The 21260-nt window shown below is 48.4% G+C and carries 21 protein-coding genes and 1 tRNA gene; 9 read left to right on the forward strand and 13 right to left on the reverse strand.

Annotated elements, in window-relative coordinates:
• Nucleotides 1-396: 396 nt before the first annotated feature.
• Together Q337_RS0115040 and Q337_RS18030 are read right to left on the reverse strand one after the other, a co-directional pair.
• The gene (locus Q337_RS0115040; RefSeq protein ID WP_084494887.1) at nt 397-1281 is read right to left on the reverse strand and encodes a class I SAM-dependent methyltransferase; all 885 of its coding nucleotides are present in this window, start codon (nt 1279-1281) and stop codon (nt 397-399) included.
• An 11-nt stretch (nt 1282-1292) separates the two neighbouring features.
• Complete coding sequence (locus tag Q337_RS18030) at nt 1293-2609, reverse strand: FAD-dependent oxidoreductase (RefSeq protein WP_169733775.1); 1317 nt, start codon at nt 2607-2609, stop codon at nt 1293-1295.
• A 504-nt stretch (nt 2610-3113) separates the two neighbouring features.
• On the opposite strand from Q337_RS18030, the gene Q337_RS0115050 reads away from it, so the two are divergent.
• Nucleotides 3114-4700: a TerC family protein gene (locus Q337_RS0115050; RefSeq protein ID WP_026472288.1), complete on the forward strand. Its 1587-nt coding sequence runs from the start codon at nt 3114-3116 to the stop codon at nt 4698-4700.
• A gap of 30 nt (nt 4701-4730) precedes the next feature.
• Here the strand turns inward: Q337_RS0115050 and Q337_RS0115055 are convergent, their stop codons facing one another.
• Nucleotides 4731-5069, reverse strand: a complete 339-nt coding sequence (locus Q337_RS0115055; RefSeq protein ID WP_026472289.1) for a phage antirepressor KilAC domain-containing protein — start codon at nt 5067-5069, stop codon at nt 4731-4733.
• 318 nt (nt 5070-5387) lie between these two features.
• Between Q337_RS0115055 and Q337_RS18035 the strand changes: the two genes are divergently transcribed.
• Complete coding sequence (locus tag Q337_RS18035; protein ID WP_084494889.1) at nt 5388-5954, forward strand: BLUF domain-containing protein; 567 nt, start codon at nt 5388-5390, stop codon at nt 5952-5954.
• Here the strand turns inward: Q337_RS18035 and Q337_RS0115065 are convergent.
• Complete coding sequence (locus Q337_RS0115065) at nt 5951-6130, reverse strand: hypothetical protein (protein WP_026472290.1); 180 nt, start codon at nt 6128-6130, stop codon at nt 5951-5953. The genes Q337_RS18035 and Q337_RS0115065 overlap by 4 nt on opposite strands.
• Before the next feature lie 69 nt (nt 6131-6199).
• Between Q337_RS0115065 and Q337_RS0115070 the strand changes: the two genes are divergently transcribed.
• Complete coding sequence (locus Q337_RS0115070) at nt 6200-6664, forward strand: BLUF domain-containing protein (protein ID WP_034280624.1); 465 nt, start codon at nt 6200-6202, stop codon at nt 6662-6664.
• Nucleotides 6665-6806: 142 nt separating this feature from the next.
• Nucleotides 6807-7613 carry a sulfite exporter TauE/SafE family protein gene (locus tag Q337_RS0115075; protein WP_228133147.1) on the forward strand — a complete coding sequence of 269 codons (807 nt, stop codon included), beginning with the start codon at nt 6807-6809 and terminating at the stop codon, nt 7611-7613.
• A gap of 172 nt (nt 7614-7785) precedes the next feature.
• Here the strand turns inward: Q337_RS0115075 and hisF are convergent, their stop codons facing one another.
• A complete protein-coding gene (hisF, locus tag Q337_RS0115080; RefSeq protein WP_026472293.1) occupies nt 7786-8544 on the reverse strand; it encodes an imidazole glycerol phosphate synthase subunit HisF in 759 nt (252 codons plus the stop codon).
• Between the two features lie 152 nt (nt 8545-8696).
• Between hisF and Q337_RS0115085 the strand changes: the two genes are divergently transcribed.
• Together Q337_RS0115085 and Q337_RS0115090 are read left to right on the forward strand one after the other, a co-directional pair.
• A complete protein-coding gene (locus Q337_RS0115085; protein ID WP_026472294.1) occupies nt 8697-9665 on the forward strand; it encodes a homoserine kinase in 969 nt (322 codons plus the stop codon).
• 6 nt (nt 9666-9671) lie between these two features.
• On the forward strand, nt 9672-10331 hold the full coding sequence (locus tag Q337_RS0115090) for a DUF1294 domain-containing protein (RefSeq protein WP_026472295.1): 660 nt from the start codon (nt 9672-9674) through the stop codon (nt 10329-10331).
• 112 nt (nt 10332-10443) lie between these two features.
• Here the strand turns inward: Q337_RS0115090 and Q337_RS0115095 are convergent, their stop codons facing one another.
• The 6 genes from Q337_RS0115095 to hisB all read right to left on the reverse strand — a co-directional run bounded on the left by Q337_RS0115095 (nt 10444) and on the right by hisB (nt 15385).
• Nucleotides 10444-11850: a cytochrome P450 gene (locus tag Q337_RS0115095; protein ID WP_211253621.1), complete on the reverse strand. Its 1407-nt coding sequence runs from the start codon at nt 11848-11850 to the stop codon at nt 10444-10446.
• A gap of 95 nt (nt 11851-11945) precedes the next feature.
• Nucleotides 11946-12275, reverse strand: coding sequence for a hypothetical protein (locus Q337_RS0115100; RefSeq protein ID WP_026472297.1), 330 nt, complete (start codon nt 12273-12275; stop codon nt 11946-11948).
• Nucleotides 12276-12406: 131 nt separating this feature from the next.
• A complete protein-coding gene (gene hisA / locus Q337_RS0115105; protein WP_026472298.1) occupies nt 12407-13138 on the reverse strand; it encodes a 1-(5-phosphoribosyl)-5-[(5-phosphoribosylamino)methylideneamino]imidazole-4-carboxamide isomerase in 732 nt (243 codons plus the stop codon).
• Nucleotides 13139-13343: 205 nt separating this feature from the next.
• Nucleotides 13344-13967 (reverse strand): DUF805 domain-containing protein, encoded by a 624-nt coding sequence (locus tag Q337_RS18040; protein ID WP_084494890.1) that lies wholly within the window; start codon nt 13965-13967, stop codon nt 13344-13346.
• A gap of 194 nt (nt 13968-14161) precedes the next feature.
• Nucleotides 14162-14791 carry an imidazole glycerol phosphate synthase subunit HisH gene (gene hisH / locus Q337_RS0115115; protein WP_026472299.1) on the reverse strand — a complete coding sequence of 210 codons (630 nt, stop codon included), beginning with the start codon at nt 14789-14791 and terminating at the stop codon, nt 14162-14164.
• The gene (hisB, locus tag Q337_RS0115120; protein ID WP_026472300.1) at nt 14792-15385 is read right to left on the reverse strand and encodes an imidazoleglycerol-phosphate dehydratase HisB; all 594 of its coding nucleotides are present in this window, start codon (nt 15383-15385) and stop codon (nt 14792-14794) included.
• A 102-nt stretch (nt 15386-15487) separates the two neighbouring features.
• On the opposite strand from hisB, the gene Q337_RS0115125 reads away from it, so the two are divergent.
• Together Q337_RS0115125 and Q337_RS0115130 are read left to right on the forward strand one after the other, a co-directional pair.
• Nucleotides 15488-15865: a GNAT family N-acetyltransferase gene (locus tag Q337_RS0115125; RefSeq protein WP_026472301.1), complete on the forward strand. Its 378-nt coding sequence runs from the start codon at nt 15488-15490 to the stop codon at nt 15863-15865.
• Between the two features lie 100 nt (nt 15866-15965).
• Nucleotides 15966-16041 (forward strand) — tRNA-Phe (locus tag Q337_RS0115130).
• 112 nt (nt 16042-16153) lie between these two features.
• On the opposite strand, the gene Q337_RS18045 is transcribed toward Q337_RS0115130, so the two are convergent.
• Both Q337_RS18045 and ompR read right to left on the reverse strand, forming a co-directional pair.
• Entirely contained in the window at nt 16154-17575 is a 1422-nt protein-coding gene (locus tag Q337_RS18045; protein ID WP_051526968.1) for an ATP-binding protein, read from the reverse strand.
• A gap of 171 nt (nt 17576-17746) precedes the next feature.
• On the reverse strand, nt 17747-18508 hold the full coding sequence (gene ompR / locus Q337_RS0115140) for an osmolarity response regulator transcription factor OmpR (protein WP_026472302.1): 762 nt from the start codon (nt 18506-18508) through the stop codon (nt 17747-17749).
• A gap of 346 nt (nt 18509-18854) precedes the next feature.
• On the opposite strand from ompR, the gene Q337_RS0115145 reads away from it, so the two are divergent.
• Entirely contained in the window at nt 18855-21236 is a 2382-nt protein-coding gene (locus Q337_RS0115145; protein WP_026472303.1) for a Tex family protein, read from the forward strand.
• Nucleotides 21237-21260 lie beyond the last annotated feature (24 nt).

Genomic DNA, 21260 nt, shown 5'->3' on the forward strand with positions numbered 1-21260 from the left:
CACCCCTTGTCATGGCAGAGCTTGTCCATGAGGGACGGCCATAACGGGCGCGGCTTATAGCATGATGATAGCGGGTAATGATGCAAGTTTTGAGTGGCGCTTTGCGTGCTTTTGCAGCGTTTTACAGGGCTTTATTTATTGTATTGCTACGATTCGTCAATGAGTCATAGATTGGGTGTAACATGGTGCGCTTAAGCATTTGCTGGTTTGCATTTAATTAATGATTCTGTAGTGAATAGCTTGCTATCTAATTAACGAATTCCACTCAGTTAAGCTTTAATTTTCCTGCTAATAAAACGTAGTTAAAAAAGGATTAAACCCAAAAACCACCTGAAAAAAATAGGTTAATTATCTTTTAAATGTTTTTTAATCAGCTTCTTATACCAGCCAAGCATTTTAAACCAGCCGGGCACTCACTAGCACATAATGAACAAGTCCCTGTTTAGCCAAAAATGCACACAGCCGGGCAGTCATTTTAATTTTAAGCCAGTCTGCTTTTGCAGCCACTGTCAGAATTTCTGGCGGGTCGAGCTGCTGAATATAGCGGGCAAACCCTGTAAAAACTTCGGCGTCAAGCACTTGCAGGCGGATGTCGGTAAAGCCTGCTTGCTGTAAGGTTGTTCTGATTTCATCATTTTTCAGCAGGTTTTGCGCAGGCACATAAGCCAGGTTGAGCAGCTTTAGCGTGAGGGTTTGATTTAAAAGCGAGGCTTGTGGCCAGTCATTACTTTTGCTTAAAGTGGTAAAGGCAATTCGTCCCTGTGGTTTGAGTGCAGCCATGTTGACGGCCAGAAAATCACTAAAATGGGCGTGGTAGGCGGCATCCACACAAACTATGGCATCAAAGGCATGGTTTAAACGCTGATCCGGTAGCGGCAACTGGTCAAATGCGGCCTGATAAATGCCATCAAGCTGTGGCAAGTTTGCCGCCTGTATGCGTGCAATGCAGGCAGGCTGGATTTCAAACGCGCTCAGGTGCCCAATACCAAACTGCTTTGTCCAGTAGAGCAAGCTGGCGCCTTGTCCACAGCCCAGATCAAGTACATGGTCATTGGCTTGCAGGCCAGCTGCCAGTCCCACTTGCTGCGCCAGTTGTGCACAGGCAACCTGATAATCACTAGTATTGTGCCAAAAGCCCAGATTACTCCATGCCAGCAGGTTCGGGTCACCCAACAGCGTGCTGGCAATGGCAAAGCGGTGCTGGGATAGCTGATGGTGTGATAAAGCGGGCAGCCATTGTTTAAGCTGCTGGGCAAGGATAGGTTTGAATTTGTTTTTCATGGATAGGCCTGTCAGCGTGCCAACCCCTGCGTTTGCACCAGTAATGGCGCTTTACCGGCAAAAGCCGCCGTAACGCCCAATTGATTGGCCACCCACATGGCCGAAGTAACAGCAGATTCCAGAATAGGCAGGCCTTCACACGACCATGAGCCACAAAAGAACACGCGCTGGCCGGGCTGCTGTTGCAATTGCTGCAACTGGCGCACCAGTCTGGTGGTGTGTTGATCCACAATGGCCCGGGTGAGTTTAACCCGTGAAATCACCAGTTCGGGTTCGGGTTCAAATACCGGATTCCAGGTTTGAAATACTGGCGGCTTGCCGACCAGCGTTGGTTCAATGGCATTAATCCAGATACTGAACATTTGCTGGCTAAACTGTCGGTTCATGCTGTAGTTGAGTACTGTCCAGTCTTTGCGCTGAACAGGCATAAAGCGGGTATCACGGTGAATCACCAGTTCGCCACGATCAAACTGAAACTGTTTTAAAACCGCCAGCTCAGGCGCAAACTGCTGTGCATCCACAAAATCCAGTTGGGTAGTAGGCGTGGCGACAATCACATAGTCATACAGTCCCTGTTCACCGCGTGCATTGCGCACCAATACCTGCTGGCCCTGTTGCTGCACTTGCTCCACTTTAGCGCCGCTAATGCTGGGAATATCCTTGATTAACGCATTCACCAGCGCTGGTGTACCGCCCTGCATGCGCAGCAAAGGCTCGCCATCCAGCAGTTTTTCCAGAAACGCCAGCAAAGGCTTGGCCGGCCAGCGCGCAATATGTTGTGGCTCACAGGTGCAAATGGTGTTGACCACAGGCAGCACCGTGCCATACCAAAATAGCGGGTCAAATGAATGTAAGCTGGCAAACTCAGCCAGACTCATATCCTGATGGGGATGCTGCTTAAACTGCTTGAGTGCTTTTTTAAGTTGCAACAATCCCTTAACCAGCTTGAGCGTATCGCGGTTAATAAAGCGTAGGCTGGCCGCAGTGGGCAAATTGCCCAGACGGGTACGCTGGCTTTTAAACCATGGCGTCAGGCGTGGGGAACGGTCAATTTCTCCATCCAGCCAGTTACATGACATGAAAGTATTCACCCGGAACACGGGCACCTGCATGTGGCTGGCCAAAGCCAGTGTATTACGCCACAGTGAGGGATTCATAACCCGTAGCGGGGCATCAATAATGCCGCCATCCAGCATTACCGTATGGCTATCCATGCCGCGTCCATTCAAGGCTTCATAAATAGTCACCGCAAAGCCGGCATCTTTCATCAGGCGTGCTGCAGCAAGGCCTGCCATGCCGCTTCCAATGATTGCAACGGTTTTTGTCATGTGGCTTTTCGTCATGTTGAATCGTCAGTTCCAGGGTCAGTGGCGTCAGGTAAAACAGGGTGCCACAGTGCCTTAAAATAAGGCGAAAGTCCATGACTGGCGTGACATCCAAGCCCGGCAGGAAGTGGTCAGGACAGCGGCAATTAACCCATAGTTTGGCCAGCGGATTCCTTGCAACAAACAGCCCTACAGCTTAACCCTAACTTAATTTTGAGGATTTATAAGTACATAGCTTTATCGTTCACATGATTGGTAACATAATTTAATGAAACCTGTCGGAAAAAACTTAATGAAGCTGGCGTAAATCCTGCTTTATACTGCTATCACTTTTGGTCAGAAAATTTTTCTTATGAGTAGTGGTTGTTGTCCCTTGGCACCCTATAGTCCTGATGACTTATCTCTCCTTACTTCCTGCCGGGCCTGTCGCATGACGCTGTCATCCAGCGGGTTTACCGATTGCCATAACAAGATAGCTACTGGGTACAGTATTCAGGAGGCTACATCATGATGTTTGAATGGATTTCTGACCCGTCCGCCTGGCTTGGACTTGCCACGCTGGTCATTCTGGAAATTGTGCTGGGTATTGATAACCTGGTGTTCATTGCCATTCTGGCCGAAAAATTACCTCCTGAGCAACGCAACAAGGCACGCCTGGTTGGCCTTGGGTTAGCGTTACTCATGCGCTTTGTGCTGCTGGCGTCCATTGCCTGGATTGTCACCCTCACTGAACCGCTGTTTAACATCATGGGTTACGACTTTTCCGGGCGTGACCTGATCCTGATGTTTGGCGGTGTGTTCCTGTTATTTAAGGGCACCATGGAGTTGCATGAGCGGCTGGAAGGCCGACAGGCACCCAAGGAAGGCAATGTAGTGCATGCCGCTTTCTGGGTGGTGATTGCCCAGATTGTGGTGCTGGATGCCGTGTTCTCGCTGGATAGTGTGATTACGGCAGTGGGCATGGTGCAGCATTTGTCCATCATGATGATTGCCGTCACCATTGCCATTGGCATCATGATGCTGGCTTCCAGACCGTTAATGACATTTGTGTCCAAACATCCAACGGTGGTGATTCTTTGTCTGGGCTTTTTGATGATGATTGGCTTTTCGCTAATTGTCGAAGGCTTTGGCTTTCATATTCCCAAAGGCTATTTGTATGCAGCAATTGGCTTCTCGGTCATTATTGAAGCCTTTAACCAGACCGCACGCCGCAACCGCGAACGCCTGATTACCACCAGTGACCTGCGTGAGCGCACCGCCGATGCCGTCCTGCGCCTGCTGGGTGGCAAGCGTACCGATGTAGAACCGGTAGAATTGGGTGAAACTGCCGATGTACTGGCCAAGGAATCGCTGGCCAATGAAGTGTTTACCCCGGAAGAAAAAGGCATGATTCATGGCGTGCTCAGCCTTGCTGAACGTCCGGTCAAGTCGATCATGACGCCGCGCCCTGATATTGAATGGATTGATCTGGAAGAAGATGAAGAATCCATTCGCCAGCAAATCATGAACATGAATCACTCAAGGCTGCTGCTGGCGCGTGACAATCTGGACAATCTGGAAGGGATTGCCCTCAATCACAACCTGCTGAACAACTATCTGGAAACCGGCAAGCTGGGGGTGGAACAGGCCTTGCGTCAGCCACTGGTGGTGCATGAAAACATCAAGGTACTGAGCCTGATGGAACAGTTGCGTCAGGCGCCGTTGCAAATGGCCATTATCCTCAATGAATATGGCTCAATTGAAGGGATTGCCACACCCATTGATATTCTGGAAGCCATTGCCGGTGAATTTCCCGATGAGCATGATGATGACGACTGCGAAGTGCAGCTTGAGGACGGTTCGTGGATTGTTGATGGTTCCAGCGACATCCGCCGTGTTTCCCTGCTGACTGATGTGGATCTGGTCGATGATGCCGAGCAATATTCCACGCTGGCTGGCTACCTGCTGCTACAACTGGGTCACTTGCCCGAGCAGGGAGAAAAAGTAGTGAGCGATGGGCTGGTATTTGAAATTATTTCGCTGGATGGCCGCAAAATTGAGAAGGTGAAAATCCAACCTTCTAGCGGTATGGAAGATCTGGCCAACGACCAGTAGGACAAAAATATAAGCCAGTAGGCCTGTTGCTCAGGCCATACTGGGCATTAAATGGCGATGTAGCCAGCGCATGCCTTTTGGCGTAATCAGGACTTGTGAGCGAAATCCGGTTTCACCGGTACTGTGGGTAAATTCTACCGGACGCTGTACCAGTAGTCCGGCATTGAGCTTGTCCTGATAGCCCAACCAGTGTTTGGCGGGTTTATAGATCAGCTTTAAGGCATGCAATTGTTGAATAAAGGCCTTGGGTGCTATGCCAAAATACTTGGCAGCCTCGGTTAAACAAATAGAGCGATCAATCAACGCCTGCTTTTCCTGCTGAAACAGGGTGAGCTGACGATAATAATCACCATTGGGTAAACTCGACATGAAAAACCTCGTTTGGTTGAAAAAAACATCATGCAATTACTACTTTGACCAAGCGCTTCAGGCAACTCAATCCGTATTAAGTTCTTTATATATTAGGGTGTTTAAAAAATAATCAAGCTAATAACCATGAGTTAATTAACATATAAATCAATGGAATATGTCTTAAATTTTAACTAAAACACCACTGTCATATAGCGTAGACCCAATGAATTTAAATTAGATAAACTACAAAACAACTAAGGTAATTTTAGTAAATTTTTATAATTCTCAGCAGCTGAGAAAACCTAATTCAAGCAATAACTTAAGCTGAGTAATGACATGACAAATCACTATAGCCGAATGGTCTATGCCAGTAAGGCCACTTTTAAACCCTTTAAAGCAGGTGACAGCATCGACAAGGACGTGAAGGACATCCTGACCACTGCCCGCCGTGAGAACAAAAAAAATAATCTGGTGGGCGCGCTGTATTATGGCAATGGCTGCTTTTTTCAGTGTCTGGAGGGCAACCAGCAGGATATTGACCAGCTTTATGCCAAGCTGGAAAAAGATCCACGTCATCACGAGCTAAAGGTTTTATCACTTGAGCCAGTTGAACAACGCAGTTTTTCATCGTGGGAAATGAAATACGCCACCATTGACCGTGAAGTACGGGCCTTTTTAAGAACCCATCAGATGGGCAAATTTAACCCCTACCGCTTTAGCCCTGAAATGACGGCTGAACTGGTTGGGTTGCTGCAACAGGCTGATGAAAATGCTGGGGAATTCCATGAGCCAACTGCCCGCCAGCCTGAGAATCGCGGCGTTAGTATGACAGTATTCTGGCTCACCAATATCATTAGCATTATTGCCACCGCCATCATTACCTTATGGCTGGTGCAGGCTTAAATAACAGTCATTGATTGAGGCGCATCTGCTTGAAAATGAGGCTTTTGCTCGCCACCATTTTCAAGCAGGCCATGCTCTAGGTACTGTACGCTGTAGGGTGCCCGAACAATAAGCTTTTCTCCAAACCAGCTCACACCAAATTTATCAATTGGTATCTTTTGGTTAGAAAACTGCAAAGTAATCAGCTATCGTCGAAAAATCTGTATAGGGTGAAAGTCTGGACTGGACTATATGGGTAAATCGAGATGAGTGAACAAACCCCAGATCAACTGATCCGTATGACGTATGTGAGTAAAGCAACTTTCACACCGCTGAGTGACAAAAACGAAGGTTACGATAGAAATGTGATCAATATTTTAACCACCTCCCGTCGCCAAAACCGGAAAAATAAATTGGTGGGTGCGCTGTATTTTGGCAATGGTTATTTTTTTCAATGTTTAGAAGGCACTAAACAACATATTGATGCATTATATGCCAAGCTGGAAAAGGATGAGCGTCATACTGAGCTAAAGGTATTATCACTTGAGCCAATTGAAAAAGTCACCTTTTCATCGTGGGAAATGAAATATGCAGCTATTGACCAGGAAGTACCATCCTTTTTAAAAAGCTATGGATTAGATAAGTTTAACCCCTATCATTTTACGCCAGAAATGACTGCTGAGTTAATCAATATACTGCAAAAAGCCAGTGAAGGTCTGGCAGAGGCCTAGTTAAAAAACTGATAAGACAGTCGACTCAACGAACAATATAGACCTTACCATGACCATATTCTGGCTTAAATAAAGCGCGGGCTTTTGCCTGCTGGCAGGTTTGCGCGAAAGTTCGTAAAATTCACTTTTTGCATTCACGGGTATGGATATGGCACTTGAATGGGCTTTAGCCTTTATTGGGCTGGGAGCATTTGCCGGTTTTATGGCAGGCTTGCTGGGTGTGGGCGGTGGCGGCATCATGGTGCCATTACTCACCACCATTTTTCTGGCCATGGGCCTTGCGCCGGACAATGTGGTGCATCTGGCACTGGGTACTTCTATGGCTACTATTGTGACCACCTCGTTTTCCAGCATGCGTGCACATCATGCCAACGGCGCAGTGCTGTGGGACATCGTCAGACGTATGGCACCGGCAGTGATTGCAGGAACGTTTCTGGCAACCTTTATAGCTGCGCAAATTCCATCGTTATACCTTGCCATATTCTTTGCATTGTTTATGGGCTATGTATCCATTCAAATGTTTTTAAACAAGAAACCCAGCCCCAGCCATAAGCCTGCGTCCAGTGCCGAGTTGCTGGGTGTCGGGGCGGGGATTGGTGCAATTTCAGCACTGGTGTCCATTGGCGGCGGTTCGCTCACAGTGCCATATTTAAGCTGGCGCAATATTGATATCAAAAAAGCCATTGGCACCTCGGCAGCAATGGGTTTGCCGATATCCCTGGCGGGTGCATGTGGCTATTTGCTCAACCATGATGCTGATCTGGCCACAATTCCCTATACGATTGGCTTTGTCTACTGGCCTGCCGTGTTGCTGATGTCAGTATGCAGTTTCTTTACCGCGCCACTGGGGGCAAAACTGGCGCATCGCTTGCCAGTTGCTACTTTAAAGAAAGTATTTGCCATACTACTGATGCTGCTGAGCCTGAAAATGCTGACTGCCTTACTGTAACGGCGTTGTTTTAATCACATTGTTTTAATAGATTTTTTAATAAGAACTTTATTTTGCTTAACGCTGAGAACACTTTTGCAAAATTAAAGATCAATAAAAAAGCGGTGACTGTCTCAAATGCTGGCTGAAACAGTACACCGCTTTTTAGTCAGTTTTAAGCCTGATTTAGGCCTTACAGCCGCATTTCAATACCCTGATTGGCCAGATATTGCTTGGCTTCCGGAATGGTGTGCTGGCCAAAGTGAAAAATGCTGGCAGCCAGTACGGCATCAGCACCGCCCTGCAAAATACCATCGGCCAAATGCTGCAAGTTACCCACGCCACCTGAGGCAATGACTGGAATATTGACGCTGGAGGTAATTTGCTTCATCAGACCCAAGTCATAGCCTGCCTTGGTGCCATCAGCATCCATACTGGTCACCAGTAATTCACCAGCGCCCAAGCCTGCCATTTTAATTGACCATTCTACCGCATCAATGCCCGTGGGCTTGCGGCCACCATGGGTAAAGATTTCCCACTTGTTGTCGCCCACTTTTTTGGCATCAATGGCCACGACAATGCATTGCGCACCAAAACGGGCCGAGGCTTCACCCACAAACTCGGGGGTAAATACCGCAGCCGAGTTAATGCTGACCTTGTCCGCTCCGGCATTGAGCAACTGGCGAATGTCTTCCAGCTTGCGCACGCCACCACCCACGGTTAAGGGCACAAACACGCTTTCGGCCATGCGCTCGACAGTACGGTAAGTGGTATCACGGCCATGATGGGTGGCAGTAATATCCAGAAAAGTAATTTCATCTGCGCCCTGTTCGTTGTAGCGCCGCGCGACTTCCACCGGATCACCGGCATCGCGGATATCCACAAACTGCACACCTTTGACCACACGGCCGTTATCAACATCAAGGCAGGGAATAATACGTTTGGCCAGCATAGCAAGTTCCAGTCAGGGCAGGAGAGTGGATGAAAGATGAAATACATGAACAGGCACGCACAATAGCGCCATAACACGTTATTCTAGCGGTTGTATTTCAACGGCTATATTCTAGCAAATTTGACAGGCAAAAGCGTGCAGGCAGGGGATTTATGTCAGTTTATACCACCGTGGCACTGGAACAAGTACAACAGCTGGCTCAGCATTACCAGCTAACGCTCACTGGCCTTATCCCCATTCAGGCCGGAATTGAAAACACCAATTATTTTGTGCACTTGGACACGCCGCAGCAACTGGTACTGACCATTTTTGAGGAAATGAGCCTCAATGACATTCACGAGCTGATTCCGCTGCTGGAGTATCTTAAACAGCAAGGCCTGCCGGTTGCTGCACCACTGAGTGATCAGGCCGGACAGGTCATTCATTTTATCCAAACCAAGCCTGCACAACTGGCACCCCGCCTAATGGGCCAGCCGCCCATGCAACCCACTGTGCGGCAAGTGAGTGGAATGGCACGCACACTGGCCCGTTTGCACCTCACCTTGCGCACCTATCCGCTGCACCGCGACAACAATCATGGACAGGTCTGGTGGCAGCATAGCCGTGATGAACTCATGCCCAGTTTAACGCCAGCAGACCAAGCATTATTAATCCAGAGTTTTGTGCAGTTTGAAGCCGCACAGCAGCAATATCCGGAGCGTCCCTGTGGCCTGATTCATGGTGATTTATTCCGTGATAACACTCTGTTTGATGGCAATACCCTGACTGGGCTGCTGGACTTTTCTGAACTGGCCTATGATGAGTGGTTACTGGACATTGCCATTTGCCTGAACGATTTTTGCAGCCAGTGGCCAAGCGTGGTACTGGATTTGGCAAAGGCGCAGGCATTTATTCAGGCCTATCATCAGGTGCGCCCCTTAACCCGGGATGAGCAGCAGGCCTTACCTGTTTATCTGGCCATGGCTGCTTGCCGTTTCTGGCTATCCCGCCTGCAAATTGCCGCACGTAACCAGTTAGAGGCCCGCAGCGGTGAGCATATTTTGCAAAAAGATCCTGCCGAGATGCGTGCCATGCTGGCGGATCGATTACACTCGCCACTTACAATTAATGGGTTGGAATAAACAGGCATGCGTTATCAGGGACAAGTTATTGAATGGCATGATGACAAAGGCTATGGCTTTATTCAGCCTTTGAATCCGGGTCAGGGTGAAAATAGAATTTTCCTGCATATCAAGTCATTTTCACAGCGTGGGCCGCGTCCACTGGCAGGTGCAGTGCTGGAATATGAAGTGATACAGGATAGTAAGGGCCGCCTCAATGCCCAGCGGGTGAGTTATGTGCGTCGTCAAAACAAGGCAAAATCAACTGACAAAATAGCTGACACTTTCTTGTCAAAGTCCTTGTTGCCATATCGGCAATATCCGCGACAGTGGCGCGGCTGGCTGATTACGCTGTATCTGGCATTTATTGTGGCCTTAGGATTAACCCGGCAATTGCCATTGTGGTTTATGGTAATTCCGGTGCTGCTCAGTTGCCTGACCTATATGCTGTACGCTATGGACAAACAAGCTGCACAGCAGGGCAGACGCCGCATTCCTGAAAAAAACCTGCATGTGCTGGCACTATTGGGCGGATGGCCCGGTGCATTGCTGGCCCAACAAAAACTTCGGCATAAATCGGCCAAAACCGAATTCCAGCAAGTATTTTGGGCAACTGTAGCGCTTAACTGGGTTTTGACCGGATTATTAACACTGCAAATAATTCAGCAGTTTTTTGCATTATTTTAAAACCTTAGTTTAAATATCAAAGACGTATCACACGACCTTAATCCAACAAAGGCACCCTGAAATAAGGTGCTTTGTTATGGCTTGGCTAAAGTCTGATGACTAAGGCTCTGGCCTATGAGCTTGCCTTGAAGCGCAGGCGATAGGGACTAAGCGTACCGGGCAGCGGCAATTTGGGGTTTAACCGTGACGACAGCAATTCCAGAGAAGAAGATTGCAGTAACTCGGCCAGCATGTTGCTGGTAAGCAGTAACACCAGATTGCGCGCCGGGCATATGGCAGGCCCTTCACTAAACGGCAACAGCGGCCACTGTTTGGCAATAGCCGTGTTTTGCTGATTCAGCCACACTTCAGGTGCAAAGATATTGGCATAGGGCAGGTATTCATCATCACGGTGCAGCAACGGGGTATAAATAATCAGGCCGGTTTTTGCAGGCATAATGCCATTTTCCCACACTGTATCGCTCATGCTTTGCCGCAAGATAACCGGTGTAGTTGGCCAGAGGCGTAAGTTTTCCAGAATACAGGCACGCAAATAAGGCAGGTATTGCCGCGCCGAACCGGTATTGGCCTGTAGCTCTGCCTGTGCTTGTGCAGCTTGCTGCGGATGTGAGGCCAGCAAGGCCAGTGCCCGGAACACCGTCATCCCAGCGGGGTCAAAGGCAAATAGCCAGTGCGCTACCTGATCCGCCGGTGCGGTGGCGGCATCCTGTGGCATGTTGGCGATTAGCGCAGCAAGGCTGGGTTCTGGCGCTGACCCTGATTGTGCAGCCAGTTGAATATAATGATTAATCCGGGTGTGCAGCTCTTGCTGTAATGCCTTGTTGCGTGGATACATAAAAGCCCAGTTGGCATGGCCGCGCAGTTTATTTACCAGATGCGTCAGGTGCTCATCATCACGCGCTGCGCTGCCAAACACCACACGGCGTACAATACGGAACCAGCAACTGGCAAAACGTGTCCAGTCCAGTTGCTGTTTATAGCCCAGACTATCCAGTAACTGACTGGCTTCCTCATTAACTACCCTCATAAAATGATCTGCCAGCCGGTGTACCGGCAATGCAGTATCCAGTACGGCTTCATTAAAATGCCGGCGCTTGCTACGCTCAGGATCTTGCGAAATCAGTACCCCATCCGGCTGAAAATGCGCCAGTGCGGCATGTTTTTCTCGGCTATCAGTCGCAAAGGGCTGATGGGTTTCCTGCAACACGCGATGCACATGTTCCGGCATAAATACCAATGCATAGTTAATGCCTTTGGGCAGGCGCAGTAATAGCGGATCATTGCCATACTTGTTGCGCAGCTTTTGCATATAGCGTACCGCATGTTTATCAAGACCCAGACTTTCTGCAATGCCAACCATGGCAGGCCGTCGAATAATCACCCCTTTGGCCCAGGTTGGCCCCAGTACCTGAGCAAAAACATTAATGCTTTCCAGTAAAGTGGCGTGCGGCAGGGTATTTGTAGTGGTCATTGCCTGAGCGTCGGCCATAGCATGCTCCTGTTGTTTTGGATATTGCATGCGCTCTACCTTAAAACAAAGGCCAGTTTAAAAGCGCGATAGGATAAGTTGGTTTTATGCTAATGGATGTTACGGGCTAAATTTAATCTCTAAAATTATGTTATTTCTTTAATGATTATTTCTTCTACACTATTGGATTTTGTCCAGACCTGAATCTGTAAAGTCTGGCCATGCCACGCATAAACAGCTCTACCAAAATCAAAATCGCCCATGTTCTGGAACGGGCCAATATCTTGAATAAGCTGATCAATGGATTTTGTTTTTAGCACTGACGATTTTAAAACATAGTTTCGAAGTACTTCATCACTGACAGTACAGCAATCTGATTGAGGGCTTGGTGCTGAAGGTGGAATAAATTTACTCCAGATATTAAGTAATAGAATAGCAATAATGAATATTACAAAAATTGTCAGGTTACAGATCATTGTTTTTATCTTAATAACTATTAATTAGAAAATTAATGTAATTCAATCAATAGCATAGGCAGCCCTTAAGACTGCCTGTAGGTTTCAATACACTGACAACTAAAAATTGCCAGCCGCATGCTTTTTAATGGTTAAACGTGCTCTTCATCCAGCAGCAATTGCGCATCACGCAGGTTCAGGCTGCCTTCATAAATGGCTCGGCCAGTAATGGCACCCAGAATTCCTTTTTGGCCTTTCAGCAGGCGAATATCTTCAAGGTTGGTCACACCACCAGAAGCAATAATCGGCAAGCCACAGTAATCTGCCAGTTGCACGGTTTGCTCTACGTTAACGCCCTGCATCATGCCATCACGCGCAATATCGGTATACACAATACTGGACACACCGGCATCGGCAAAGCGCTTGGCCAGATCAGTTGCCTTGATGTCCAGCACATTGGCCCAGCCATCGGTGGCCACCATGCCGTCTTTGGCATCAATACCCACAATAATATGCCCGGCAAATTCCTTGCAGGCCTGTTCCACAAACTCAGGCTCTTTGGCCGCCTTGGTGCCAATAATTACAAAGGAAACGCCCGCTTCCAGATAATGGCGAATGGTGTCCATCGAACGAATGCCACCACCAATTTGAATGGGCAGTTCAGGGTGTGCGTCGGCAATGGCTTCCACCACATTTTTATGGATTGGCGTACCAGCAAATGCGCCATTCAGGTCCACCAGATGCAGGCGGCGTGCGCCTTCATTCACCCAGTGCGTTGCGGTAGCCACAGGATCATCTGAAAATACCGTATCATCTTCCATGCGGCCCTGTTTTAGACGCACGCACTTGCCGTCTTTTAAATCAATTGCTGGAATAATCAACATGGCTTTAGCAAACCTTTAGCACCAAGAGTAGCGGGCAATCATAGCAAAAAAATAATATAGCTTCGATGATTGATTCTATGTAATCCAGTTTTTAATCAACGCCGTTAAAGCAAAAAGCTGCACTCAATAGCAATAGTGCAGCTTTCTATAGCGCAGGGTTTATGACTTCTGCATAAACTAAAACACAATGCAAACCATTAGTTTGTCACTGGGTCGTACTGCTGGCTGATGATGAAACCGGTGGGGCGTATGAAGCATTCTCCATAGGTTGCGAGTAACCAGATTCCTGAGCTGTCTTAGCACGTTCTACGTAGCTCTGGTAAGCTGGAATCGCAATAGCTGCCATAATACCCAGCAAGGTAATGGGCACAAGAATAATGTAGATCCAGCCCAGCACTTTTTCCCATCCTTGAGTAATACGTGGTAAGCCATAATTGTTGGCACCCAATGTGCCTTTGCCAATTGAGAGGTAAAGCATAAAAAATAAGTTGATTAATGGAATAATAAGGAGCAAGGAAAGCCATCCAGTCTTATTCATATCGTGCAAGCGGCGAATGGTAAATATGATATTCAAGTAAAGCAGCGCAATATAAAGAATAACAAATATAATAATAGCAGTTGCTGGGAAGCCACCGAGTAAACCTGCTGTAGATTGCATAGGCTCACTTGGCGTAAATATGGCTGCGGTTATTCCAAAAACGACATAAAAAATAATGGTAATTATGAATAACCATGCAAAAAATGATAAACGCCCAAAACGACCATTTGCATTAAATACACTGTCAGTTCTGGGTATGGATAAATCAGTTAGATGAATATTATTGGACATATATTTCCTCATTTTTTTAAATAAATTTATTGCAAGGTGATGGTTTCAACAAGCTTAGCTAACATACTCTAATCTTGTTAAAACTACATGAATAGCTCAAGAAAACAGTCGAATAAACCAGACTAAAAATTTATATGGTTTTATCAGGCAAACACGCTATTTTGATTTAAAAATATAGCGATAAAAAAGAACAACTAGATATTCCACTCCACAAAGTTCTTCAGCAGTTGTAATCCAACCGTGTGGCTTTTTTCCGGATGAAACTGTACTGCAAACAAATTGTCTTGGCTTAAGGCGCAGGTAAATGGCTGGCCATAATCACAGGTTGCGGCTGCAATTTCAGGATTTTTAGGTTGCACATAAAAGCTGTGTACAAAATAAAACCGGCTGTCTTGCGCAATATCACGCCACATGGGGTGAGCAGGATCATGCTGATGTACCTGATTCCAGCCCATGTGCGGTACTTTTAGGCCAGCCTGATCGGGGAAGCGCAGCACCTCACCCTCAAAAATACCCAGACAGTTCACACCGCCATTTTCCTGTGAATGTTGCATCAGGGCCTGCATGCCCACACAAATGGCCAGTACTGGCTTATTAAACACGGCCTGTTTTACCGCTTCATCCACGTGCACTGCCTGCATGCCTGCCATACAGTCGCGCATGGCACCCACACCGGGAAACATGATCTTGTCAGCGCGTGCAATCACCTTGGGGTCATTGGTCACATCAACCGTAGCACCCACAAACTCCAGTGCCTTGGCCGCCGAGTGCAGGTTGCCCATGCCATAATCCAGCAAGGCAATACGTGTTCTGGCTTGGCTCATTTACAGGCTACCTTTGGTCGATGCAATCGTGCCTGCTGCACGCGGGTCCAGCTCGCAGGCCATGCGCAGCGCACGGGCAAAGGCCTTAAATATACTTTCAATCTGGTGGTGACTGTTTTTACCTTTCAAATTATCCAGATGCAGGGTCATCAGGGCATGGTTGACAAAGCCCTGAAAAAATTCAGAAAACAGGTCAACATCAAAAGTGCCAATGCGTGCGCGGGTAAATGGAATATCCATAAACAAACCGGGCCGCCCAGAAATATCGACCACCACACGCGACAGTGCTTCATCCAGCGGTGCATAAAAATGCCCGTAACGGCGAATGCCTTTTTTATCACCCAGCGCCTTGGCAAAGGCCTGACCCAGCGTAATACCGCAGTCTTCTACCGTGTGGTGATCATCGATTTCAAGATCGCCCTTGCACTCAATATCAATGTCGAACAAGCCGTGGCGTTTGATTTGGTCAATCATGTGGTCTAGAAAAGGCACACCGGTATTGAGCACCCCTGCACCAGTACCGTCCAGATTGACGCGTGCGCGGATTTGCGTTTCACTGGTATTGCGCACCACTTCACTGACACGTTCTGCCATCGACAAAGCTCCTGAAAAACATTAATTATAACGTATTCTCTGGCGGTAGGGTGAAGCCTTTGCTAGAGTTAATTCATTCAAAAAGACCAGTGGGAGGCTGCTATGCCAATTACCGTTCACGCATATTCTGAGCTTAATGATGAAAACCTGCGCTCACAGCTTAGCCGGCTTTATGAAACCAGCCCTGAATTTGGTGATGGCGATGATGCCGTACAACAGCTGGAAACAGCCATGCAGCAGGGCAGCCTGATTTATACGGCTGAGTTTAACCAGAAAATTATTGGTGCCGTGTGGGTGAGTGGGCAGGATGATACCCGTCTGGTGCATTATGTGGTGGTGCATCCGTCCAACCGTGGCCGTGGCGTGGCCGAGCGCCTGATTGAAGGCGTGTGCGATACCGAGGAACAAAAAGGCGTCAAGCACTTTAAGCCGGGCTGTGGCGCAATTCACCGCTGCCTGTCGCATCTGGGCAAGATTTAATCTGTAAAGCGGCGTTCTGTTTAAAAAAGAGGCATAAGAATGCTTTTTAAGGAATAGCACTTGACTTGACCCGCCTATTTCTATTTAATTCACACCCATCGGCGCGATAGCTCAGTCGGTAGAGCAACGGATTGAAAATCCGTGTGTCGGCGGTTCGATCCCGCCTCACGCCACCATATGCGTAAGACCTGCACTCACATGCAGGTAGAAAACCCCTAAAGCTACAGGCTTTAGGGGTTTTTTGTTATGCATTGCAAATAAACCAATAATTGGATTTTTTATAAGGCTTTAATCTTCACCGGTTAAGCGTTTTTTAATTTTGTGCAATGTGCTGACCTCAGCCTTGGGATCAACCGGCTGCTTGCGCACCAAAGGCAATCCTACGCTGACTTCAAGGCCACCATCAGGATGATTGCGCGCATTGACATAACCGCCATGCAGCTCGGCAATCCGCTTGACAATCGCCAGTCCTAAACCACTGCCTTGTGTGGTTCGGGCACTTTCACCGCGCACAAATGGCTGCATGAGGGATTCGATATCGTCTTCATCCACGCCGCTACCGCTATCACGCACAGTAATGATGATATAAGCCCCTAACAGGCTGGCAGACAGGTAAACAGGTTCTGCACCATAGCGCTTGGCATTATTGACCAGATTGCCAATCATGCGTTTAATCGACAGGCTGCGCAGGCAAATTTGTGGCAATAGCTGCGGTTGATAAATAATTTTCAGTGGCTTGAACTGAACAATAATTTCCTGCATCAGGGCATTAATATCGGTAATCTGTTCTTTTTCATCCGAGCCATCGCGCATATAAGAAATAAACTGGCTCAGGATGGCATCCATATCATCGACGTCATAAATTAACCCTTGCTGCAAGTCTTCATCCGGCAACAGCTCGGCAGTCAGGCGAATACGGGTGAGTGGGGTGCGCAAGTCGTGTGAAATCCCGGCCAGCATGATGGTGCGTTCCTGTGCGGCCTGTTGCAAGGTACTAATCATATGGTTAAAGGCCGAATTCACCTGTCGGATTTCAATGGGGCCGTGATTGGTTTCCAGATAAGGTGCCTTGCCGGTCTGGGTAAAATCGCGGGCGGCATTTTGCAGGCGGCGTAACGGGCGGTTAAGCTGGCGTACCAGGGTCAAAATAATAATTGAGCTAACAAGCGGAATACCTAGCAGCCAGCCCAGAATCAGCTCGGCACTATATTCGGCATAAAAATCCAGCGGTTCGCGTACCCAAGCCTTGCCCAGCGATGGATAATAAATCCAGATTTGTGGCGAAGGCTTAAATTCAAAATATACGGTCACAGGTTCATTAAGTTCCCGTGACAGTTCCTTTTCCAGCCGTCCGGTAAAAAACTCGGCAATCAGTTTTTCGCGTGGCGTGGGAAATTCACTGGGTTCGCGGATGATTTGCACACCTACCCGCTGTTCCAGCCAGTCATGCAGGTCAAAGGCAAACGGATCTTCATTCACTTGCAGTTCGGTTTGTTCCAGCAGGTCCAGCTCAATGGCCAGATAGCGCGCATGCTGGCGGATTTCGGGCAGGTATAAGGTGCGCCAGAAAAAGGCCAGCGACATGAACAAACTAAAAAATACCACACCAGACACCAGTACCGTGGTTCGCATGGCGGTGGAGCGTGGCTTGATTTTATCCAGAAATAGTTCCCAGCGGGTGCGCGGGCGAGGCTGATAAGGCGCTTCCAGCTCAAATGCCGTTTTTTCGCTATTTTGATGACGCTGGTTAGTAGTTTTCTGAGCGTATTGTGGCAAGATTTGCCATCCTTTTTATAAATTTCCGGATTGAAGCATTAGGATTCAATCCGGAGTATTGCCCGGACTTTTAATACTCCGGCTAAAACAGGTGATGCGTCTGGCTTATTCTGCACCATCCGGCACAAACACGTAGCCTACACCCCAGACAGTCTGGATATAACGGGCACGCGCCGGATTTTCTTCAATCAGGCGACGCAGGCGTGATACCTGAACATCAATAGAGCGCTCCATGGCGCCCCATTCACGACCACGCGCCAGATTCATGAGTTTGTCACGGGTCAAGGGTTCACGCGGATGCTGTACCAGTGCTTTCAATACCGCAAATTCACCCGTGGTTAATGTGACGACCTGACCTTCGCGCGTGAGCGTGCGGGTAGACAAGTCCAGTGCCCACGGGCCAAAGCTCACCACTTCAACCTGCTGGCTGGGCGCGCCGGGAATTTCACGCACCTGACGGCGTAGCACTGCACGGATGCGTGCTAGTAATTCATTGGGGTTAAAGGGTTTGGGCAGGTAATCATCAGCACCGGCTTCAAGGCCTGCAATACGGTCACTGTCACTGCCACGGGCAGTCAGCATGATAATCGGTGTGTCGATATTGGTATTGCGCAGGCGTCGGCAAATGCTGATGCCATCTTCGACTGGCAACATGAAGTCCAGCACAATCAGGGAAAATAATTCACGTTGCAACAGACGATCCATCTGCGTGCCGTCGTGTGCCGTTTTGACCACAAAGCCCTTGTCTTCCAGAAAACGCTGTAGCAGGGTACGCAAGCGGACATCATCATCAACGACCAGAATTCGTTCAACCCGGTCTGCTTCAGGGCGTAGGAGTTGCTCTTCTGCAGGCACAACGAGACTCATGTTTGACTCCTTTGTGGATCTGTAGCCCAGATCCGGTAATTTTATAAATGCTGTTAAATACTGAGTAATTGCTTACATTTAGGGCAAGATGAGTAAAAATACAAATAGATTCAGGCAATAGATACCAAATATATACAGGTTAATCTACTAAAATCATCATAATTCCGGGCTTTGCAGCAAACCCGTTAAAAAAAGGCCAGATTTCAAGCAACTAAATCCAAAATAGTGCTTTTTTATGACATTAAAACAGCCTTGGCAGTTCATGAATAAAATTTAATAAAGCATATTCAATTCAAGAGTACAGGACGTATAATCGCCACTTTCATTTTTGTCGTGGAAACGATGTATGACTGAGCTGGTTCAACAACTGGCAAGCGAGCTTGCGGTTCGTCCTGCCCAAATTGAAGCGACCATTCGCTTGCTGGACGAGGGTGCCAGTGTTCCCTTCATTGCACGTTATCGCAAGGAAGTGACTGAAGGACTGGACGATACCCAGTTACGTCAGCTGGAAGCACGTTTAATTTATTTACGCGACCTAAATGAACGCCGCCAGAAAATTATTGATTCGATCCGCAGTCAGGACAAGCTCAGCGATACTCTGTTGGCCCGCCTGAATGCTGCGGATAGCAAAACTGCGCTGGAAGACCTGTACCTGCCGTATCGTCCCAAGCGTACCAGTAAGGCAGCGCTTGCCCGCGAAGCTGGCCTTGAGCCCTATGCGCTAAAAATCTGGCAGGAAGACATTGACCCTGAAGCGGCACTGGCTGGTTTTGTTCCTGCAAGTGGCACTGAAGAGCGCTATCCTGATGTAGCCAGCCAGCTGGAAGCCATTCAGCATATTCTGGTGGACTTGTGGGCAACCCGGCTGGAACTCACCGAACCGCTCAAGCAGGGCTTTGCAGCAACTGCCCAACTGGTCAGCCGTCTGGCTGGTGAAGAAAAGCGCGAAGTCGGCAAGAAATTCCGTGATTATTTTGAGTCCAGCGAAAGTCTCGCCAAAGTGGCCAATCACCGTTTGCTCGCCATGCTGCGTGGTCGTCAGGAAAATGTGTTGACCCTAAAAGTGGACGGTGAAGATGCCCCACGTTTGGCCGAAATTTTTGCTGATTTGCAACTCAATGAGATGCAGCCGGAATCACGCCAGCAATTTTTAAAACAAAGTGGCGAATTGCTTTGGCTGGGCAAGTTGCGCCCGCATTTTGAACATTCACTGCTGACAGAAAAGCGTCTGGCTGCCGAAGCCGATGCGATGAAAGTGTTTGCAGAAAACCTGCGGCATTTGTTGCTGGCCGCGCCCGCTGGTGGCCGTTGCACGCTGGGGGTTGATCCAGGCATCCGTACCGGTGTTAAGCTGGCAGTCGTCAATAGTGCCGGTGATGTACTAGCACATAGCACCATTTATCCATTTGCCCCGAAAAATGACACCGAAGGCGCGCTGGCCGAGCTTGAACGCCTGTGCCGTGAGCATCAGGTGGATCTGGTGGCGATTGGCAATGGCACGGCCAGCCGTGAAACCGAAAACCTGCTGGGTGAGCTTGCTAAAAAGCATCCTGAATTAAACCTGACCCGCGTCACCGTGAGTGAAGCAGGGGCATCGGTTTATTCAGCCAGTGAACTGGCAGCGCAGGAGTTGCCTGAACTGGATGTCAGTATTCGTGGTGCGGTATCCATTGCGCGCCGTTTGCAGGACCCACTGGCCGAGCTGGTGAAAATTGATCCTAAATCCATTGGTGTTGGCCAGTATCAGCATGATGTGAACCAGACTGGACTGGCGCGCACACTGGATGCAGTGGTGGAAGACTGTGTGAATGCGGTGGGTGTTGATGTGAATACCGCATCGCCTGCCTTGCTGTCGCGCATTGCCGGTTTAAATAAAAACATTGCCCAGCAAATTGCGGATTATCGCCGTGAACATGGCGTATTTAACAATCGCCAGCAATTGAAAAAAGTACCACGCCTGGGTGATCGTACCTTTGAACAGGCAGCAGGCTTTTTACGTATTCAGGATGGCGAAGCGCTGCTGGATCGTTCAGCGGTGCATCCGGAAAGTTACCCACTGGTTGAAAAAATTCTGGCCAAATTGGGCAAGAGTCTGGAGCAGGTGCTGGGCAAGGCGGATGTATTGTCCGGTATTAACGCCGAAGAATTTGTGGATGAGCAATACGGTTTGCCCACGGTGCAGGATGTGTTGAATGAATTGTCTAGACCGGGACGTGATCCTCGTCCTGAGTTCCGTATGCCCAAATTCCGTGCGGATATTCAAAGCATGCAGGACTTAAACGACAATCTGGCCAATAGCACCCTGGTACTGGAAGGCGTGGTCACCAATGTTACCAATTTTGGTGCATTTGTTGATATTGGCGTGCATCAGGATGGCTTGATTCATGTGTCTGAGCTCTCCAGCCAGTTCGTGAATGACCCGCACAAAATTGTCAAACCCGGCCAGATTGTTCAGGTGCGGGTAATGAGCGTGGATGCTGAACGCAAGCGCATTAGCCTGAGCCTGCGCTTGAATCCGGAAGAAAAGCCGGAACGTGCGCCGCGTTCATTCAACAATGAGCAACGCAAGCAAGCCAAACCTGCAACCAGAAAATCCGGTGAGCATACGCCGAAGCGTCAGGATAGACCATCAGGCAAACCGCATGACAAGGCTGCCAAGCCCAGTGAGCCAAAAATTGGTGGACTGGGTGCCTTGTTGCTACAGGCCGGTGTAAAAAAATCGGGTTAAGCTAAAAAACCCGATAGCTTGATT

Source organism: Alkanindiges illinoisensis DSM 15370 (assembly GCF_000619845.1).
Lineage (GTDB): Bacteria > Pseudomonadota > Gammaproteobacteria > Pseudomonadales > Moraxellaceae > Alkanindiges > Alkanindiges illinoisensis.

Bases quoted from the DNA above. Each gene is read 5' to 3' on its own strand.
- Q337_RS0115040 (WP_084494887.1), bottom strand. From the start codon at position 1,281: ATGAAAAACAAATTCAAACCTATCCTTGCCCAGCAGCTTAAACAATGG.
- Q337_RS18030 (WP_169733775.1), bottom strand. From the start codon at position 2,609: ATGACAAAAACCGTTGCAATCATTGGAAGCGGCATGGCAGGCCTTGCT.
- Q337_RS0115050 (WP_026472288.1), top strand. From the start codon at position 3,114: ATGATGTTTGAATGGATTTCTGACCCGTCCGCCTGGCTTGGACTTGCC.
- Q337_RS0115055 (WP_026472289.1), bottom strand. From the start codon at position 5,069: ATGTCGAGTTTACCCAATGGTGATTATTATCGTCAGCTCACCCTGTTT.
- Q337_RS18035 (WP_084494889.1), top strand. From the start codon at position 5,388: ATGACAAATCACTATAGCCGAATGGTCTATGCCAGTAAGGCCACTTTT.
- Q337_RS0115070 (WP_034280624.1), top strand. From the start codon at position 6,200: ATGAGTGAACAAACCCCAGATCAACTGATCCGTATGACGTATGTGAGT.
- Q337_RS0115075 (WP_228133147.1), top strand. From the start codon at position 6,807: ATGGATATGGCACTTGAATGGGCTTTAGCCTTTATTGGGCTGGGAGCA.
- hisF (WP_026472293.1), bottom strand. From the start codon at position 8,544: ATGCTGGCCAAACGTATTATTCCCTGCCTTGATGTTGATAACGGCCGT.
- Q337_RS0115085 (WP_026472294.1), top strand. From the start codon at position 8,697: ATGTCAGTTTATACCACCGTGGCACTGGAACAAGTACAACAGCTGGCT.
- Q337_RS0115090 (WP_026472295.1), top strand. From the start codon at position 9,672: ATGCGTTATCAGGGACAAGTTATTGAATGGCATGATGACAAAGGCTAT.
- Q337_RS0115095 (WP_211253621.1), bottom strand. From the start codon at position 11,850: ATGCAATATCCAAAACAACAGGAGCATGCTATGGCCGACGCTCAGGCA.
- Q337_RS0115100 (WP_026472297.1), bottom strand. From the start codon at position 12,275: ATGATCTGTAACCTGACAATTTTTGTAATATTCATTATTGCTATTCTA.
- hisA (WP_026472298.1), bottom strand. From the start codon at position 13,138: ATGTTGATTATTCCAGCAATTGATTTAAAAGACGGCAAGTGCGTGCGT.
- Q337_RS18040 (WP_084494890.1), bottom strand. From the start codon at position 13,967: ATGTCCAATAATATTCATCTAACTGATTTATCCATACCCAGAACTGAC.
- hisH (WP_026472299.1), bottom strand. From the start codon at position 14,791: ATGAGCCAAGCCAGAACACGTATTGCCTTGCTGGATTATGGCATGGGC.
- hisB (WP_026472300.1), bottom strand. From the start codon at position 15,385: ATGGCAGAACGTGTCAGTGAAGTGGTGCGCAATACCAGTGAAACGCAA.
- Q337_RS0115125 (WP_026472301.1), top strand. From the start codon at position 15,488: ATGCCAATTACCGTTCACGCATATTCTGAGCTTAATGATGAAAACCTG.
- ompR (WP_026472302.1), bottom strand. From the start codon at position 18,508: ATGAGTCTCGTTGTGCCTGCAGAAGAGCAACTCCTACGCCCTGAAGCA.
- Q337_RS0115145 (WP_026472303.1), top strand. From the start codon at position 18,855: ATGACTGAGCTGGTTCAACAACTGGCAAGCGAGCTTGCGGTTCGTCCT.